General features: G+C 47.5%; 18 protein-coding genes. 4 read left to right on the forward strand and 14 right to left on the reverse strand.

Annotated elements, in window-relative coordinates; genetic code table 11:
* Positions 1-12 precede the first annotated feature (12 nt).
* The 12 genes from OU814_RS20000 to hpxO all read right to left on the reverse strand — a co-directional run bounded on the left by OU814_RS20000 (position 13) and on the right by hpxO (position 7764).
* Positions 13-258 carry a nucleotidyltransferase family protein gene (locus tag OU814_RS20000; protein ID WP_268241894.1) on the reverse strand — a complete coding sequence of 82 codons (246 nt, stop codon included), beginning with the start codon at positions 256-258 and terminating at the stop codon, positions 13-15.
* The gene (gene vapC / locus OU814_RS20005) at positions 255-656 is read right to left on the reverse strand and encodes a type II toxin-antitoxin system tRNA(fMet)-specific endonuclease VapC (protein WP_268241895.1); all 402 of its coding nucleotides are present in this window, start codon (positions 654-656) and stop codon (positions 255-257) included. The genes OU814_RS20000 and vapC overlap by 4 nt, the downstream gene beginning before the upstream one ends.
* On the reverse strand, positions 657-884 hold the full coding sequence (locus OU814_RS20010) for an antitoxin (protein WP_017286994.1): 228 nt from the start codon (positions 882-884) through the stop codon (positions 657-659).
* Positions 885-1171: 287 nt separating this feature from the next.
* Positions 1172-1483, reverse strand: coding sequence for a hypothetical protein (locus OU814_RS20015; protein WP_268241896.1), 312 nt, complete (start codon positions 1481-1483; stop codon positions 1172-1174).
* Between the two features lie 452 nt (positions 1484-1935).
* Entirely contained in the window at positions 1936-2313 is a 378-nt protein-coding gene (locus tag OU814_RS20020) for a nuclear transport factor 2 family protein (protein WP_268241897.1), read from the reverse strand.
* A gap of 85 nt (positions 2314-2398) precedes the next feature.
* Positions 2399-2566 carry a hypothetical protein gene (locus OU814_RS20025; protein WP_268241898.1) on the reverse strand — a complete coding sequence of 56 codons (168 nt, stop codon included), beginning with the start codon at positions 2564-2566 and terminating at the stop codon, positions 2399-2401.
* 72 nt (positions 2567-2638) lie between these two features.
* On the reverse strand, positions 2639-2995 hold the full coding sequence (locus tag OU814_RS20030) for a hypothetical protein (RefSeq protein ID WP_268241899.1): 357 nt from the start codon (positions 2993-2995) through the stop codon (positions 2639-2641).
* A 55-nt stretch (positions 2996-3050) separates the two neighbouring features.
* Entirely contained in the window at positions 3051-3311 is a 261-nt protein-coding gene (locus OU814_RS20035) for a hypothetical protein (protein WP_268241900.1), read from the reverse strand.
* A gap of 695 nt (positions 3312-4006) precedes the next feature.
* A complete protein-coding gene (locus OU814_RS20040) occupies positions 4007-4687 on the reverse strand; it encodes a DUF4145 domain-containing protein (protein WP_268241901.1) in 681 nt (226 codons plus the stop codon).
* A 190-nt stretch (positions 4688-4877) separates the two neighbouring features.
* Positions 4878-6110: a Zn-dependent hydrolase gene (locus OU814_RS20045; protein WP_268241902.1), complete on the reverse strand. Its 1233-nt coding sequence runs from the start codon at positions 6108-6110 to the stop codon at positions 4878-4880.
* Positions 6107-6607 (reverse strand): 2-oxo-4-hydroxy-4-carboxy-5-ureidoimidazoline decarboxylase, encoded by a 501-nt coding sequence (uraD, locus tag OU814_RS20050; RefSeq protein WP_268241903.1) that lies wholly within the window; start codon positions 6605-6607, stop codon positions 6107-6109. The genes OU814_RS20045 and uraD overlap by 4 nt, the downstream gene beginning before the upstream one ends.
* The gene (gene hpxO / locus OU814_RS20055; RefSeq protein WP_268241904.1) at positions 6604-7764 is read right to left on the reverse strand and encodes an FAD-dependent urate hydroxylase HpxO; all 1161 of its coding nucleotides are present in this window, start codon (positions 7762-7764) and stop codon (positions 6604-6606) included. Before hpxO ends, uraD begins: the two co-directional genes overlap by 4 nt.
* A gap of 314 nt (positions 7765-8078) precedes the next feature.
* Between hpxO and OU814_RS20060 the strand changes: the two genes are divergently transcribed.
* The 3 genes from OU814_RS20060 to xdhB all read left to right on the forward strand — a co-directional run bounded on the left by OU814_RS20060 (position 8079) and on the right by xdhB (position 12349).
* Entirely contained in the window at positions 8079-8480 is a 402-nt protein-coding gene (locus OU814_RS20060; RefSeq protein WP_017287004.1) for a gamma-glutamylcyclotransferase family protein, read from the forward strand.
* A 135-nt stretch (positions 8481-8615) separates the two neighbouring features.
* Positions 8616-10025, forward strand: a complete 1410-nt coding sequence (xdhA, locus tag OU814_RS20065; RefSeq protein WP_268241905.1) for a xanthine dehydrogenase small subunit — start codon at positions 8616-8618, stop codon at positions 10023-10025.
* Positions 10022-12349, forward strand: coding sequence for a xanthine dehydrogenase molybdopterin binding subunit (gene xdhB, locus OU814_RS20070; protein WP_268241906.1), 2328 nt, complete (start codon positions 10022-10024; stop codon positions 12347-12349). The genes xdhA and xdhB overlap by 4 nt, the downstream gene beginning before the upstream one ends.
* On the opposite strand, the gene OU814_RS20075 is transcribed toward xdhB, so the two are convergent.
* Both OU814_RS20075 and OU814_RS20080 read right to left on the reverse strand, forming a co-directional pair.
* Positions 12327-13352 carry a DUF389 domain-containing protein gene (locus OU814_RS20075; RefSeq protein ID WP_017287007.1) on the reverse strand — a complete coding sequence of 342 codons (1026 nt, stop codon included), beginning with the start codon at positions 13350-13352 and terminating at the stop codon, positions 12327-12329. The two genes, xdhB and OU814_RS20075, sit on opposite strands and share 23 nt — an antisense overlap.
* Before the next feature lie 231 nt (positions 13353-13583).
* A complete protein-coding gene (locus tag OU814_RS20080) occupies positions 13584-14813 on the reverse strand; it encodes an LL-diaminopimelate aminotransferase (RefSeq protein WP_017287009.1) in 1230 nt (409 codons plus the stop codon).
* 170 nt (positions 14814-14983) lie between these two features.
* On the opposite strand from OU814_RS20080, the gene mrdA reads away from it, so the two are divergent.
* Positions 14984-16753 (forward strand): penicillin-binding protein 2, encoded by a 1770-nt coding sequence (gene mrdA, locus OU814_RS20085; RefSeq protein ID WP_268241907.1) that lies wholly within the window; start codon positions 14984-14986, stop codon positions 16751-16753.
* Positions 16754-16782 lie beyond the last annotated feature (29 nt).

Consider the following 16782-nt stretch of genomic DNA (forward strand, 5'->3'; position numbering starts at 1 on the left):
GTGAGGTTTCTATCATCCTAGCGGGAAACTGAGATCCCTAGAACGACTTCCCGCCTTGCATAGATTTTTTGAATTAGTAAGGTGAAATTGCACCATTACATCAATGTCACTGTCGGGGCGAAAGTCATCGCGCAGGATAGAGCCAAATAGAGCGAATTCTGTCACTTGCCATTTGTGACAAAACTCAGCAATGTTCTCCATTGGTAATTCGATCGCTGCAATGCTCATGTCAGATTTACTCCCTTTGTCGCGATTCATTCTGCCCAGTTTTGCAGAGATAGATTGGCAATGCGTGAAAACTCTCGCACATTGTTGCTGACTAACGTAACGCTAAGGCTCAATGCGTGGGCAGCAATCAGCATGTCCATTGCTCCGATAACCAGTCCTCTACTTTCTAGATCGCTTCTGATTGCGCCATAGAGGGTCGCAGCCGCTTGATCAAACGCAACGATTTCTAGCGGGATTAAAAATTGCATCAAAGCATTACGGTTTTTCTCTTGTTGCTGGCTTTTGCAAACGCCATATTCTAGTTCCGCCACAGTGATAGAGGATATGCCGATATCTGACAAAGCAAGATTTGAAAATCGCTCCAATACCTTTGGAGGTCTTTGCTTAATCAAATAGATGCAGATGTTCGTGTCCAACAGATATTGCATTTAGAAAGCCTCACGAACGTCGAGAGGGGGCTGCTCTCTCGTGGTCATGAAGTCTTCAGAGAATTGCTCTAAGCTATCGAAGAGCGATTGCCAAGGATGATCTTTGGCAATTAGAACGATCGCACTTCCAACTTTTTTAATGTAGACCTCCGTACCCGTCATTTTGCAGTCTTCGGGGAGTATGACAATTTGATGGGTGCCATCGGTGCTAAGTTTGGCAATATTCATGGTGCAGATCCTCTAGGTGTATTTGATGTTCAAGGCTTCTAACTGCTCATTCATCCAAATTATTGCTGTCGCTTCATCGGTTGCGATCGCTTGTTTTACTCCTGTTTTAGCAATTTCTAGTAGTTGTTTCGATCTCGATCGCCATTGCCCTCACCAACAACATTCTAGGCGCTATTTTTGGCAGGGAAAGTAGGAAACTCCATATTCAGCATCACAGGCTAATAGACAAAGCGCAACGAAGCATAAGCGTGCGATTCGGTCGGTGCAGAGGATGGCAGGTGTTGGGTTCATAAGCGCGGTGGAATAGGAGGACGACGGCTCCGAATCCGCCGAGTCAGTCGGATGAGTCCGAAACCCATGATTCCACCCCACAATGGAGCGCCGATGTAAGGGGGGAACCACACGCCCGGTATTGTCAGCACATGGGCTACTGCATACCACCACGGCTTTAGTGCACCGCGCCAGCCCCAAGCAGCCATAATAAACGCAAAGCAAAACAAAGTGTATGCAAGCGCGCAGAGTGGGACAAACACCCAGTAAGACCACCGCGACGATCGTGGTAAGGGAGCCTGGCTTTCTGGAGGTTCACGTTTGGGCATGGTTTTGGTTGATGTTCTAAGTAGAGGGTGCAGTTGGCAAGTGGGAAATGATTGCACGGATGACAGCAAGCGATAAAGCTAGTTTTGTCGATCGAGAAAAACTTCTGGCAAGATTCATCGATACCTTGTGGCAATGAAAAAAGCTCAGTTGTGAATAGAAGCAACTTTGATTTAGGTCGCTTTGTATAGGTTTAAGTTTCGAGTCTAGAGAGGTTATGCAATCTCATTTTCGAAGCGTGCTTTTGCGATCGCTGTTGATGGCTTATGACCTGATGCAATTTGTTTGGCAAGCTCGATGATTTTGAGATGTTACCAATGCACAACCCCAGTAGCCCTCAAGTATTATTCCGTATTCACTCTAAATCATTGCTGCAAGTCAATTCTCAGCAACGAACTGATTACTTCAAAGTATTGCCATTTGCCACGATGCAAGATTGAGCAAGTTTAGAACTTTAGACGATCGCAATAACGCTACCACCAACGATTTGCCAGCCACTTGTGCCTCTATGCCAAACTCTCATGTAGCGGTAATCGCCTGCAAAGGCATTTCCTAAATACGTGCCGCTCAAGAAAATTTTAGCTGACGCAAGAACGAAGTGGTCGCTGCAAACCCGTATTGCTAGCTCTTTAGGCACAAGTTCGTGAAACTGAGTACCACCAGTACGGTGCAAGTCTAAATCCATAGCTTTAGTGACCAGTTCACCGGTTGGTCCAGCGAAAAGTAGATCATCAGCGATGAGCACATCTAACTCAGATACGTTGGAGGCTAACATGGCGGTGTAAAGCCGCGCTTCACACTCACGAATTTGGGTTTCAATTTCTGAATCCATCTTTCCCACTACAGTTATACCTACACTTAACTATTCCTTATTATCGATCGCCCTAATCTTCATGTCAGTTCTACCTCCAAGGCTTCTAGCTGCTTGTCGCTTCATCGGTTTCGATCGCTCGTTCTACTGCTGTTTTAGCAATTTCTAGCCGTTGTTTCGATCGCGATCGCTTTTGGTAGAAGACTTCAAGCTTTAAGATCCCTCCACCGAAGGCTTGCGGCATAACGGCTAGAGTGAGCAGCGGCGTGAGCACTGGAACGAAGCGCGAAGACTCTGTACCGTCCGCTCCACTGTGTTGTTGGGCTGCTGGCTATGGCTATCAACTTCATTCGTCCTTCGGGCAAACCTCAAAAGCCAACTCATGTCGGTAAAAACACACGTTGAACTCTGCGAAGAAGTTCATGTGCCCAAGAATTACAGGTGTGTCTCTCATCTCAGTCCAAGCAAATCCAAGCAGGACAGGAGGGAACCGTGCGATCGTGCCTAACACGACTATACCGCGTGAATCACTCCGCGCTAAATTTCCACTTAATGGAATGGATACCGTTTGATTTTCCCAGACTGCCCCTAGCTGTAGACCAATCTCGTAGGGCAGAACGTTAACACTCGCACCTGTATCCAGCAATGCTGTCACTTCTAGAGAGCGATCGCCCAGTGTAAGGGTTAAAGGGATATACGGCATGATCACTGATCGCCCTAGCTTGTCTCTTCGTTCAGTAAATGAATAGCGCTGCCCACTAAGCATTGGGGGCTTCCTTTGCTGCGACCAAAAGGTCTGACAGTGCTTGGACAGATGCACTATCAGTTTGAGGCGACCATACCACGGCTTCAGTAGATGCGAGTTGCTGGAGCAGCATATTCTCCGAATTAGAAACTTCTGTTGGTTCTAGGTTGCATCCTTCTTCCTTAGCAACTGCTAGAAGGAGAAAATGGATAAGTCGTAGCTTATCTTGATGAGATAACTGCTCAACGGTCGGCAACAGTTCGCTGAGTGACATATCGCTTGCTCCAAAGAATACGCTTCTCTATTATAGGTTTGATTCTGCGGTTGGCCTCAGAGCATATGTTATCCGGCTAGAGAGTCTCACGAACGTTGAGGGCTGCTCTCTGGTGGTCATGAAGTCTTCAGAGAATAGCTCTAGGCTATCGAAGAGCGATCGCTAGAGATGATCTTTGGCAATCAGAACGATCGCACTTCCAACTTTTTTATTTAATATAGACCTCTCTACCCGTCATTTTGCAGTCTTTGGGGAGGAGCACAATTTGAGGAGTGCCATCGGTGCTAAGTTTGGCAATATTTATGGTGCAGATTCTTTAGGTGAGTTTGATATTCAAGGCTTCTAACTGCTCATTAATCCAAATCATTGCTGTCGATTCATTTCGATCGCTCGTTTTACGCCTGTTTTAGCAATTTCTAGCAGTTGTTTCGATCTCGATCGCTTTTGGTGGAAGGCTTCAAAGTTATAAGAGTTTAAGGCTTCAACTGGAACTGTCTGATAGATTTTCCTAATACTGCTTAATGCCTATCCATCTATCAACTCTGCTGTTCCTTGTCAAAAGGGTTAAAGTACCTTACCTCACCGGCAGAATTACAGCGGCTTGATACTAAATACTGACAGATAATCTCTAAGATCCCCACTGAGGGCTGCCAGCGGTCGGGTGCAGCGCCTTATTCTGCCGGTGTTGAGGCGCTTTACGTTTTGGATTTCATCGGCGGCTTGCCCAGTGCCTTTAATTTCTCATTAAGATTTTTTGTTTTTTCGGCAAGACGTTGCGGCTGCACGAAGGCGAAATCGAATAAAGCCTCAAGTACATCAAGTAGCCATTCTGCCTCGCCTGGCTCCACATCAACTACTTCTCCTGTGTTGGTGTCCTTAAGTGGATGAGCCGCAAAGTTACCAACGTTTCGGATAGCATCTACAGCTTGACTTAGATATGAAGGAACGTCCTTTAAACTAATGAACTCGTCAATTTCGTTTGCTAAGTTAGCATGTTTGATTTTGAAATTCTCTCGTAGAATATCTTGTAGTATCCTACGACTAAGAGCGGCGCTCGCCTTTGGGCTGAGAGATAACACTGAGCACGCCTCAGCGAAATCTTTACGGTACCGCTCCGGGACTTCAGGCTCAGCATGACGAACTGAATATTTAGGATAAATTAGTTCTTGAAAGTGCACTAGATCAATGGAAGTATAGCCACCAGAACTTAAAGTGTACTTCCCATGCTCTAACAACACGATTAGTTCTTCGCATTCAGGACAGTGACCGCAGTTAACACAGTACCCCATTCCCTCCTGTTCAGGTTCATTGAATTCCCAAACATTTGAATATTCGATTTCCAGATTAATTCCTGTGTTACAGTGCGGGCACTTCATAAGATCCTGTTTATCAAATCTAAGATGATGCACGAAGCTAAACCGCGCGCACCGGCAGAACAATTTATTACGCTGAATGTTACGCCCACATAGCTGAGCATACGGAAAACTTCAGCATATTTTCCACTTCACATTGAAAAGACACCTTATGGCAAACCTGAAATTCGACTTCTGATAAGTAACACCAAGGTTACCGATACAGACGATCGAGCTTCAAAAACGTCTGTAACAAAACATTCGTTCCCTGCGCGCACTCTTCGGGTGACGTATATTCTTCTTCCGAATGGCTGATTCCCGCCCGACTCGGCACAAAAATCATGCCCATATCAGTCATCCGTCCGACTTCTTGAGCATCATGCCCCGCGCGGCTTGGAAGCTGGATATTGGGTAGTTTAAGATCCTCGCAGATTTCCTCGATCGCGCTCATAATCCTCGGGGCTGCCAACGTCGGAAGAATGTGCAACGTCTGCCGCATCTCGATTTCTGTCGCGGTCGAATTCGCGATCGCTGCAATCCCAGACTTTAATTGTTCTACTAGCATCTCTAAATGTGATTGCGACAAGTCTCGCAAATCAATTCTTAAATCTACTTCTCCTGGAACTGTATTCGTCGCATTCGGGGAAACGGTCAAATAGCCAACCGTTGCCACCTGATCACCCGGAGTCTCTGAAGCAATTTGATTCACGAGTAAAACAATCTGCGCGGCAGCAACTAAAGCATCTTTGCGGAGATGCATTGGAGTTGTGCCCGCATGATTTGGGCGACCTTTGATGTTGACCGCAAAACGGTACTGTCCGACGACACCACTAACCACACCAATCGGAACCTGTGCATGTTCCAGCACGCCACCCTGCTCGACATGCAACTCTACAAATGCAGCAATATCATTGCGTTGAGCCGTTTCAATCCGTTCCCAATCTCCACCCACTTTTGCTAAACAGTCTTGAATCGGCGTACCATCCAATCGCACATAGTAGCCTGGATCTTCATGAACTTCGCCAGACATCGCTTTACTACCAATCACCGATCGCTCTTCATCACTAAAAACAATTACCTCGATCGGATGATCCAGCCGAATCTTGTTCTCTTGCAATGTCCGAACCACTTCAATGCCTGCTAACACACCCAAACACCCATCGAACTTACCGCCGACCGGGACAGTATCAATGTGTGAACCCGTTGCTAAAGCAGGCGCATCAGCAATCTTACCTGCATATCGACCAATCACATTTCCCGCAGCATCAATCCGAGTCGTCATCCCTGCTGCTTCCATCCAGGATTGAACAGTTTGACGAGCTAGTAAATCCGCATCTGTAAAAGCAAGCCGACAGACCCCACCATTTGCGAGTCTGCCAATATTAGCAAGGTCAGTAATACTTTGATTTAAACGAGCACAATTAATCGATAAAAGGGTCAAAGTCATGAGGTTACCTGTTGGATAAGACGAAAATAAGCAATCTGGGCAATTTCAGCGATCGCAGTTTGCATTTCTGCACTCTGAGAATGCTCTAAGCGCGTCACAAACGCTTCGAGAATGCTGTCCTTTGTATGATTCTTCACCGCAACGATGAAAGGAAAACCAAACTGAGCTTTATAGCGTTCATTTAACTGATGAAAGCGATCGTATTCTTCAGGGCTAAGCCGATCTAATCCCACTCCTGCCTGTTCTTTCACAGAAGCATCTGCCATTTTTGCTTTACTGCCTAAATCTGGATGGGCACAGATTAAAGCTAGCTGTTGTTCAGAGGTCATCGATTGCACGATCGAGATCATGGCTTGATGCAGATCCTCCACACTCTCGAACGGTCGCTGCTGCCAAGCTTGGGCCGCGATCGTCGGAGTCTGTTCAAAAATCTCGCCCAATGCATCGGTGAAGGCAGATTGTTCCATTTGATTGAGGGCTGAGAGTGAATAGGTCATTGCAAGGGACCTGTGAGAATCGTTTTTGCGATCGCATCGGTGACATCACTGGGCGATTCTTGTCGCAGTTGGTCATACCATTGAGCCGTCACTTCAGGATCTTTTCCGTGAATGACTTCTGCACGATTGCGCGCTTTTTTGACGATCGAGCGAGTTCGATCTTCTCTCGCTGCTTCATAGCGTTTCAACGCATCCTCAACGCTGATATTCGTTGTCAGTAAGAAATGGTTCAGCATGTAGACATCTTCGAGTGCCTGACAGCCGCCTTGTCCCAAATCGGGACAAGTCGCATGAGCCGCATCACCCAGTAAAGCTACTCGTCCGCGCACCATACGATCGACTGGACCAACATCTGAAATTTCTAAGCGATTGGTCTGCTCTGGATTGATTCGCTCGATCAACGTTTGAACGGGTTCAGCCCAACCTTTGAAATGCTCAGCCAGTTCAGAGCGAATTAATTCAGGCGGCGCACTCGTTCCGAGGGGTAAGGGCACATCAAAAAAGAAATACAAGCGATCTCCGCCCACAGGCATCAGGGAAGCGCGTTGATGATTGCCCACATAGATTGTCCAAGTATTCGCCGGAGTTAACGCTTCGTCGGCTGCGACTAATCCATTCCAATTCACATAGTCGCGATAAGTGGGATGCACTTCTCGATCGAGAACATATTGCCGCAAGCTCGATCGCACGCCATCTGCCGCAATCAACAAATCTCCGGTCGCTTTATGCCCATTCTCAAACTGCGCCGTCACTTGCTCTCCATGTTCCTCAACTGAGAGACAGCGATATCCCAAATTCACAGTTCCCGGAAATTTCTCTAACAGCATTGCCTGTAAATCGGCTCTGGCGACCGGATAAGGGCGCTGCCCAACCTCTTCAATCAAAGGATGCAAATTAACATGATTCAGTACCTCTCCCGAAGTGCTGAGGTACTGCATAAAATCCATTTGCCCGCCGATTTCGGCAATGTCTTTCCCCATGCCAAATCGGTTCAGGACTTTCACCCCATTCGACCAGAGTGAGATGCCTGCTCCACGGGGACGCAGTTCTTGTGCCCGCTCGTACACTTCGACGGTGTGACCTGACTGCGAAAGCGCGATCGCGGCAGTCAGCCCACCGATTCCCGCCCCGATAATCACCACCTTTAGCCCATCCATACCGAACTTCCTCGCGAAATGATTATCCCGTACCTTGATTGTTACAGAATTTCAGAATACTGTATACAATCAAGCTTGCTTAAGAATAGCTTGTGATCTCATTGTGTGAATGACCACATGCTTGAAGCAAAATTATCAATTTAGTCGAGTCACCTCCGACACTGATAGGCTGAGCCATCAATCGGCTCTCACCCAGATGATAAGGGAATCTTGACAGCATGAAGAAAGGTAACAAACCTGTCTATTCTGCACTCTGATCCCGCCTTAGAGTTCTACAACATACACAAGGAGTAGTTAGTATCGTGACGAGCAATATGACCTCAAACAATCGACGTGTGTTCATTTGTGGTTCTGCCTTGCGGGGACAGCCAGACCATCAAAACCTACAAGATGCAGTCTTTATCGGTGCGACTGCCACTCAGCCGCGCTATCGGCTGCATGTCGCGGGCGACGATTGGCATCCTGCCATTCATGAGGTCGAATCAGGCGGCATTTCGATTCCAGGAGAAATTTATGAGATGACGCAAGCCCAATTTGAGTATTTAGAGGCGAATGAACCGCCGAATATGTATGCAACGGATGTGTATTTGGAGAATGGGGAAGTCGCGACGGCTTTCTTGTATCCGAAAGCACTGATCGATGAGCACAATTTGCCGGACATTTCTAATACGTATGGGGGTTGGGCGGCTTATAAGGCGAGAGAGGTGAAGGTGTAGGGAGGTGGGGAGTGGGGAGTGGGGAGATGAAGCAAAATTGTGGATTCAATTCTCAAATCTCCACTCTGCATTCTCCAATCCCCCTATCTCTCAATTCCCCTACTCCCCACTCCCCACCCTCTATCGAAAAAACCCATGACCCATCAGGCTTTAGAGAACCAATTATTTCTCACCCTCAACGGAGAACGAGTTTGCCTCAAGGGTGTTTCGCCATCGATGACTTTGCTGCAATATCTGCAACAGTCGCGGCGGACGGGGACGAAAGAAGGCTGTGGGGACGGTGATTGTGGGGCTTGTACAGTTGCGATCGTGGGTCGCAATCCTGACGGTCAGGCATGTTATCAAGCGGTCAATAGCTGCTTGATTCCGATAGGAGCGATCGCAGGTCGGGAAATTGTCACGGTTGAAGGAATCGCCAACGGAAAGCTTCACCCCGTTCAAGCGGCAATGGTAGAAGCCGGGGGATCTCAATGCGGGTACTGTACACCCGGATTCATCATGAGTCTGTTTTCTGCTTACTATGACGGTCGAGTGGATGATTTCTCAGTAGAAGGAAATCTTTGTCGCTGTACAGGTTATATTCCGATTCGCAAAGCGGCTCAGAATGTGACGAATGCTCAGCCTGCGGATCAATTCTCAGAGCGATTAGGACAATCTGCATTAGATCTCAGTTCAGTTGCCTATTCCAATCAAACGCAACAGTTCTATCGTCCCACTCAACTCTCAGAAGCATTAGAACTACTACAACAGTATCCAGAAGCAACTTTAGTTGCAGGCGGTACAGACTTAGGCTTGGAAATGAGCCATCATCGGCGATCGTTTCCGATTCTGATTTCGCTAGAAGGTATTCAAGAATTACAGCACATTGAGCAAGATAGTAACCGACTGACTATCGGTGCAGCCGTTCCCCTACATACAATTGAAACAACTCTGAAAGGAGTTTTTCCTAGCCTTGATGAAATGCTGCATTGGTTTGCGGCAAGGCAAGTTCGGAATCGAGCCACAATCGGCGGAAATATTGGCACTGCTTCACCGATTGGAGACTTACCTCCGGTTTTACTCGCTTTAGATGCAGAATTGACGATCGCGAATTTAGCCGAAACTCGAACGATTCCTTTATCTGACTTCTTCAAAGGCTATCGTCAAACGGATCTCAAACCCGGTGAAATCATTGTTTCTATTAGCATTCCGAAATCAATTCACGGAGTCAAACGCCTCAGCCAATCCTACAAGATTGGCAAACGCGGAACCGATGACATTAGCATTGTTGCTGCTGCTTTCGTAATTGATGTAGATCAAAACAACACCATTGTTCATACCCGACTAGGATATGGGGGTGTAGCAGCCACTCCAATTCGAGCGATCGAGGTTGAAAATCTGCTGATCGGTCAGCCTTGGACAATCGAAACGATTCAACAGGTCAAACCCGCTTTACGAGAAAGCTTTACCCCTTTAACTGACTTCCGAGGAAGCGCTGCATATCGCAAGCTGTTGGTCGCGAACTTATTAGAAAAATTCTTTGTAGAAATGGAGGAACTATCATGAGCGTCGGTAAACATAAGCCTCATGAGAGTGCAGAACTGCATGTGACCGGAAAAGCCATTTACACCGATGAGCAACGTCCTCCACTGGGAATGCTTTCGGTTTATCCAGTCATTGCTCCTCACGCAAAAGCAAAAATTCTCAGCATTGATACGTCTAAAGCTGCTGAAGTCGAAGGCTTTGTCACAGTGCTCACGGCTGAAGATGTTCCAGGTCGGAACAATACAGGCGTGATTGTTCAAGATGAAGTGCTATTTCCAACCGAGGAAATTAGCTATTGGGGACAAGCAGTGGTTTGGGCAGTGGGCGAAACTGAGGAAGCAGCACGCCTAGCAGCCTCGAAAGTCACGATCGACTATGAGCCACTTGAACCCATTTTGAGCATCAAAGATGCGATCGCTCATCAAAGCTTTCACTCAAAAGCAAATCCCGTCAAACGCGGCAATGTTCAAACCGCACTCGAAAACTCTGCTTTTACTTTGAGCGGCGAAGTGTCCATGAATGGACAAGATCACTTTTATCTGGAAACTCAAACTAGTTGGGTGATTCCTGATGGGGAAGGGAACTATCAAGTTTATTCTTCGACTCAGCATCCGACAGAAACTCAAGTGATTATCGGTCGAGTCTTGAATCTCCCCTCGAATCAAATTACTGTGACTTGTATTCGTATGGGTGGAGCCTTTGGTGGGAAAGAATCTCAGGCGAATCCTTACGCTGCGATCGCGGCAATTGCCGCTCATAAAACAGATCGTCCAGTGCGCGTGAAACTAAAGCGATCGCACGATATGACTTTAACTGGAAAGCGTCACGGCTTTCTCGGAATCTATCAAGTCGGGTTTAGTGAAACTGGAAAAATTATGGCACTAGACGTTGATCTCTATGCAGATGGAGGCTGGAGTTTAGATCTCTCTCCGCCTGTGTTACTTCGAGCAATGCTGCACGTTGATAATGCTTACTACATTCCAGATGTTGAAGTTCGAGGTGCAATTGCTAAAACGAATAAAGTCTCAAACACTGCCTATCGAGGCTTTGGTGGGCCTCAAGGTATGATTGTGATTGAGGATATTGTCGATCGTATTGCTCGAACTCTGAATCTGCCACCTGAGCTTGTTCGTGAACGGAATTTTTACTATGGTTCGGATGAGACAAATACGACGCATTACGGGCAAGAACTCTTTGATAATCGCCTCGATCGCGTTTGGAGCGAAGTGCAAGCCAATGCGAATTTTGCAGAGCGAAAAATCGCGATCGCTGAATTCAACCAAGCTCATCGCTACAAAAAACGTGGCATTGCTATCACTCCCGTCAAGTTCGGAATTTCATTTAACAAGACCCAATACAACCAAGCAGGCGCACTCATTCACATCTATACCGATGGCAGTATTCAACTGAATCATGGCGGCACCGAAATGGGGCAAGGTTTACACACGAAAATGCTCCAAGTTGCCGCATCTTCGCTCGGGGTGAAGCTCGATCGCTTTCGCATGATGAATACCAGTACAGATAAAGTTCCAAACTCCTCTGCCACAGCCGCTTCTAGTGGTTCTGATCTCAATGGTCAAGCGATTAAAAATGCCTGTGAAACTTTAAAATCTCGCCTTGCTAATGTGGCAATCCAACTGCTCGACCTAGATACGCCAGAAGATCTCGTCTTTGAAGATGATTGGATTTACTGTCGGAGCTATCCAAGTGCGAGAGTCAGCTTTGCAGAAGTGGTCGATCGAGCTTATAACGCTCGCGTTTCTCTTTCTGCAACAGGATACTATCGCACTCCCAACATTCATTGGAATCCCGAAACCTGTACAGGCAGACCGTTTTACTATTTTGCTTACGGTGCTGCGGTCAGCGAAGTAGAAGTCGATGGCTTTACTGGGACTTACAAGCTGCGTCAAGTTGATATTGTGCATGATGTGGGTGAATCGCTAAACCCACTTGTCGATCGTGGTCAAGTTGAAGGCGGATTCGTTCAGGGAATGGGTTGGCTAACGATGGAAGAGTTAGTCTGGGATGAGCAAGGACGACTTCGCACCGATGCGCCAAGTACTTATAAAATTCCAACGATTTGTGAGATTCCAGAAGCATTTAATGTTCACTTGCTCAAACGTGCTGCTCAAGATGGAGTGATCTATGGCAGTAAAGCTGTAGGTGAGCCGCCGTTTATGTTAGCCATGTCGGTGAGAGAAGGCATTCGAGCCGCGATCGCTGCCTTTGGTCAGACCGATACGGTTTCCTTACCGTCACCTGCGACCCCTGAAACAGTCTTATGGGCGATCGAATCCGTGCGAACCCATTCAAGCCAAGAAATCACCGTCTCTTCTGAGGCGTAGAGTTAGAGGGGTTTGGTTGCCCTCGAACTTCTTCAATTTGACTCGCCGAAAAAATCAGCGTGAATTGCCGTCCCATTTCTCGCTGAATAAACTGTTCCAATAACTGCACCTGATTCGGTGTGATTTCTCCTCTTGAGCGCACACTCAAATACACTTCGGGCGGTGTCGTCAACCAATTCGTTTGAATATTGAGCAGTTCCATGCGTTGAAACGTGACCGTGCGATTGAGTAACGCCCGTTCAAGACTCATTTCGAGCTGTGCTTGACGTACCAATCGTGCAAAGCTGACTCCCAAAGGAAGCAGCAAAACAGAGGTCAGCACCAGCATCCAAATCAGAGCTTTCCGAGCACGTTTGAATGGAGCATATCCAATCAGCAAGAACGTTAGCGCACAAGAGAGCGCAATGCCCAGTAGATTAGTCAAATAGAGCAGAGTTGCGCCGAGACTGAGAGAACTATTCGTCTGCGCAAGTCCTAACCCAATCGTACATACCGGAGGCATTAGTGCAACGGCGATCGCGGTTCCTGCCAGAGTTCCAGAAATTCTCGGTTCTGCCTTAGCGTAGGCACTAATTGCCCCGGCGACCACGGCGACCCCCAAATCTAAAAGGGTCGGTCGCGATCGAGCAAGCACTTCACTTCCATAGCTCGGTAATCCAACCATCAGTCCTAGCAGCAAAGACATCAGCAAGGCTAAAAGCGTCCCGACAATCACTGCGATCGCACCCTTGCGAAATAGCTCTAAGTCTCCTGACAAAGCACCAAAAGCAATTCCGCGAATCGGTAACATCAAGGGAGCAATAATCATCGCGCCAATAATCACAGCCGCACTGTTTGAAAGCAACCCAAAAGTCGCGATCGCGCAGGAACCCATGATCAGAATGAGGTAATGCAGACTGAGTGTTGATTCGTCGAGCAATTCTGTCTGCACTTGCTGAATCCGATTCGGATGTCCTTTTTTCTTTCTAAACCTGGAGAAGCGATTGCGAATGTTAATGATCACGAGCTGATTCCTCCACTAAACAATCGAGCAGCACCAATGCACTCCCAAATTGATAAATTGATTTGAGGAGACAAATTTCCACCGCCTTCGGTTGGTCAAGCTGTTTTCCCAACTCCTTGTTCAAAAGTAGCAAGAGATCCCCCTACATTCCGCTTTCCTCTCAAACAAAGAGGAATTAAGGAAGAGTGAGATCTCTCGCAACCACAAATTCAGTACGATCGACAACTTGTGCTAAAACTTCGCCGTAATCCGCTTCATTGCCTCAATCACATTCTCGCGACTGTTAAACGCTGAGATGCGGAAATAGCCTTCACCTGCCGCCCCAAAACCTGAACCGGGAGTTCCAACCACATTACATACATCCAGCAACTTATCGAAGAAATCCCAACTCGATAATCCATTCGGAGTCTTCACCCACACATAAGGCGCATTCACTCCACCATACACAGACAGACCTGCTGCCGTGAGTTGTTCCCGAATGATCTTGGCATTTTCTAAGTAGAAGTTGACTAAGGTCTTCGTCTGGGCTTGACCAGCTTCCGAGTAAACCGCTTCTGCACCGCGCTGAACAATGTAAGACACGCCGTTGAATTTAGTCGATTGCCGACGATTCCACAGTTTCCACAATTCGACATCTGAGCCATCAGCTGCTTTTGCCGTCAAAGTTTTGGGCACCACGGTAAACGCGCATCGGGTTCCGGTAAAGCCTGCATTTTTCGAGAACGAGCGAAATTCGATCGCACAATCACGTGCGCCTTCAATTTCATAAATCGATCGCGGCAGACTCTCATCGGTCACAAAGGCTTCATAAGCTGCATCAAAGAAAATGATCGTGCCATTTGCCTTCGCATAATCCACCCAAGCTTTCAGATACTCTTTTGTCGCTGTTGCACCCGTTGGATTGTTCGGAAAGCAGAGATAGACTAAATCCACTTTCTGAGACGGAATCTCAGCCGTGAAGTTATTCTCAGCCGAAATCGGCAAATAAACGAGTCCAGCATACTCGCCTTTCTCATTCGCGTCTCCGGTATTCCCTGCCATCACATTCGTATCGACGTACACAGGGTAAACCGGATCAGTGACCGCGATCGTATTGCCTTTTCCAAAAATTTCCAGAATATTGCCCGTATCGCACTTCGATCCATCCGATACGAAAATCTCAGACGCATCAATCTCACAGCCCCGCGCCTGAAAATCGTGTTTCGCAATTTTCTCTCTGAGCCATTCATATCCCTGCTCAGGTCCATAGCCTTTGAAGAGACCACGATCGCCCATATCTTCCACCGCTTGAATCATGGCGGTTCGACAGGCTTCCGGTAAAGGCTCAGTCACATCTCCAATGCCTAAGCGAATAATTGGAGCATCCGGATTCGCCTGAGCGAAAGCATTGACCCGGCGGGCAATTTCGGGGAACAGATAGCCTGCTTTCAGCTTCAAATAATTGTCGTTAACGGTGGCCATGTCGATTAAGTTAAATCAGGTTCAGCCCACTATTATCGTTGATTGTTCGCTTAAATCTCCGGAGCGTATCAAATCGCACTTGAAATCTCTGAAGGAGACTTGTCGGAGAACTCCGTAGTCGCAAAGTTTCTGTTACAGTAATTTCGATCCATTGAATTCGTCTTGACCTTATGGCAAACCTTTCCGTCTCTGCCAGTTCTTGGGTAAATAAAGCGCGATCGCAACGGTCTTTCCGAGCGGTGATCTTGTTTATGCTTGCCAGTGGTTTGATGAGTATCTGTGGCTTCCGGTTAGCATATTTACAACTGGTCGAAGGCAGCCGCAACCGTCAACTGGCTGACCAGAACCGAATTCGATCCATTTCGATCGTGGCAGATCGGGGAAATTTAATCGATCGCAAAGGTACGCCGATCGTCGTGAATCGACTTTCACGATCGGTCTATCTCTATCCACGCGAGCAAACCAAAGAGCAATGGCAGGTTTCGGCTGAGAAAATTAGCCAACTTTTAGAGATTCCCAAAGAAGAAATTCTTAAAAAACTAGAAGCGGTTCAATATAAATCAGTGGCTCCGGTCAGAATTTTGCGCGGCATTGACGAGAAGAAATACACCGCAATTAACGAAATCGGGCAGATTCGCGGCTTAGAAGTGCAAGCTGAATCAACTCGACAATATCCGTTTGGCAGCCTAGCAGCCCATGTTTTAGGGTACATCGGTGAAGCAACCGCAGAAGATCTCAAAGCGCATCCTGAATTTCCCAATGGCATGTTAGTCGGACAAATGGGAATTGAGCGCATTCAGGATGCAGTACTCCGTGGAACCTGGGGAAATCGCCTCATCGAAGTCGATTCGACTGGCAGAGAGCTAAAAATGCTAGGAACTCAGCAGCCTGTGGCAGGACAGCCGTTACAACTCACGTTAGATGTAAAACTTCAACAAGCCGCAGAACGAGCATTAGGCGGTCGGCGCGGCGCGGTCGTGGCTCTCGATGTCAAAACAGGAAGCGTGTTGACAATGGCAAGCGGACCAACGTTTGACCCCAACATGTTTACGCGCAAGATTAGCCAGAAAGCTTGGGATGAATTGCAAAAGAAAGAGCATCCTTTCTTAAATCGTGCCTTGCAAGGCTATCCACCCGGTAGTACCTTCAAAATTGTCACGGCAATGGCAGCCATGAAATCCGGTAAGTTCAATGCAACTTCAATGCTGCCGACCTACAGCGCTATGAACATTGGCGGCACACTGTTCCACGAGCACGGCGATGCAAGCTATGGCACAATCGGGTTTAAGGATGCCCTAGCAGTCAGTAGTAATTCATTCTTCTATCAACTCGGCATGTCAATTGGACCTGAAGCGATCGCGCAGTGGGGTGGTAAATTTGGCGTGGGCACGACTTCGACGATGGGCTTAGATGGGGCAAGTCATGGCATGATTCCGACCCCAAAGGAGAAGGAAAAGGTTTTTAACGAGCAGTGGTATGTCGGGGATACAGTCAGTACCTCGATCGGGCAAGGCATGGTGCAGATGACCCCACTCGAGATGGCAGTCATGGTGTCAACGGTGGCAAATGGGGGCAAGCGCATCAAGCCGCACTTATTTGCCCATCAGACTTATCAGCCGAATATGCAACCTGAATCGCTCGCATTTGACCCTGCTGCTTTGAAAGTGCTGCAAGAGGGATTAATTGCGGTTGTGCAAGCTGGAACGGCTCAGAGCTTGAATGATGGTTCGATTCCACTCACGGCAGGGAAGACTGGAACGGCAGAAGTGCAGGGGCAAGAAGATAACTCGATGTATGTCGGCTATGGTCCAGCGAATAATCCGCAGATCGCCGTTGCCGTAGTGGTTGAAAATGGGGGGTATGGTGCGACTGCTGCAGTTCCCATTGCCCATGAAATCTATAAAGCGTTCTTCGGTGTGACGAAACCCAAAGCCGAATAAACTCAAATTCACGATCGCTTGGTAGGATC

Source organism: Leptolyngbya sp. GGD (assembly GCF_026735145.1).
GTDB classification, from domain to species: domain Bacteria; phylum Cyanobacteriota; class Cyanobacteriia; order Leptolyngbyales; family Leptolyngbyaceae; genus Leptolyngbya; species Leptolyngbya boryana.

Coding starts and splice junctions, on each gene's coding strand:
- OU814_RS20000 (WP_268241894.1), bottom strand. CDS start 258: ATGAATCGCGACAAAGGGAGTAAATCTGACATGAGCATTGCAGCGATC.
- vapC (WP_268241895.1), bottom strand. CDS start 656: ATGCAATATCTGTTGGACACGAACATCTGCATCTATTTGATTAAGCAA.
- OU814_RS20010 (WP_017286994.1), bottom strand. CDS start 884: ATGAATATTGCCAAACTTAGCACCGATGGCACCCATCAAATTGTCATA.
- OU814_RS20015 (WP_268241896.1), bottom strand. CDS start 1,483: ATGCCCAAACGTGAACCTCCAGAAAGCCAGGCTCCCTTACCACGATCG.
- OU814_RS20020 (WP_268241897.1), bottom strand. CDS start 2,313: ATGGATTCAGAAATTGAAACCCAAATTCGTGAGTGTGAAGCGCGGCTT.
- OU814_RS20030 (WP_268241899.1), bottom strand. CDS start 2,995: ATGCCGTATATCCCTTTAACCCTTACACTGGGCGATCGCTCTCTAGAA.
- OU814_RS20035 (WP_268241900.1), bottom strand. CDS start 3,311: ATGTCACTCAGCGAACTGTTGCCGACCGTTGAGCAGTTATCTCATCAA.
- OU814_RS20040 (WP_268241901.1), bottom strand. CDS start 4,687: ATGAAGTGCCCGCACTGTAACACAGGAATTAATCTGGAAATCGAATAT.
- OU814_RS20045 (WP_268241902.1), bottom strand. CDS start 6,110: ATGACTTTGACCCTTTTATCGATTAATTGTGCTCGTTTAAATCAAAGT.
- uraD (WP_268241903.1), bottom strand. CDS start 6,607: ATGACCTATTCACTCTCAGCCCTCAATCAAATGGAACAATCTGCCTTC.
- hpxO (WP_268241904.1), bottom strand. CDS start 7,764: ATGGATGGGCTAAAGGTGGTGATTATCGGGGCGGGAATCGGTGGGCTG.
- OU814_RS20060 (WP_017287004.1), top strand. CDS start 8,079: ATGACCTCAAACAATCGACGTGTGTTCATTTGTGGTTCTGCCTTGCGG.
- xdhA (WP_268241905.1), top strand. CDS start 8,616: ATGACCCATCAGGCTTTAGAGAACCAATTATTTCTCACCCTCAACGGA.
- xdhB (WP_268241906.1), top strand. CDS start 10,022: ATGAGCGTCGGTAAACATAAGCCTCATGAGAGTGCAGAACTGCATGTG.
- OU814_RS20080 (WP_017287009.1), bottom strand. CDS start 14,813: ATGGCCACCGTTAACGACAATTATTTGAAGCTGAAAGCAGGCTATCTG.
- mrdA (WP_268241907.1), top strand. CDS start 14,984: ATGGCAAACCTTTCCGTCTCTGCCAGTTCTTGGGTAAATAAAGCGCGA.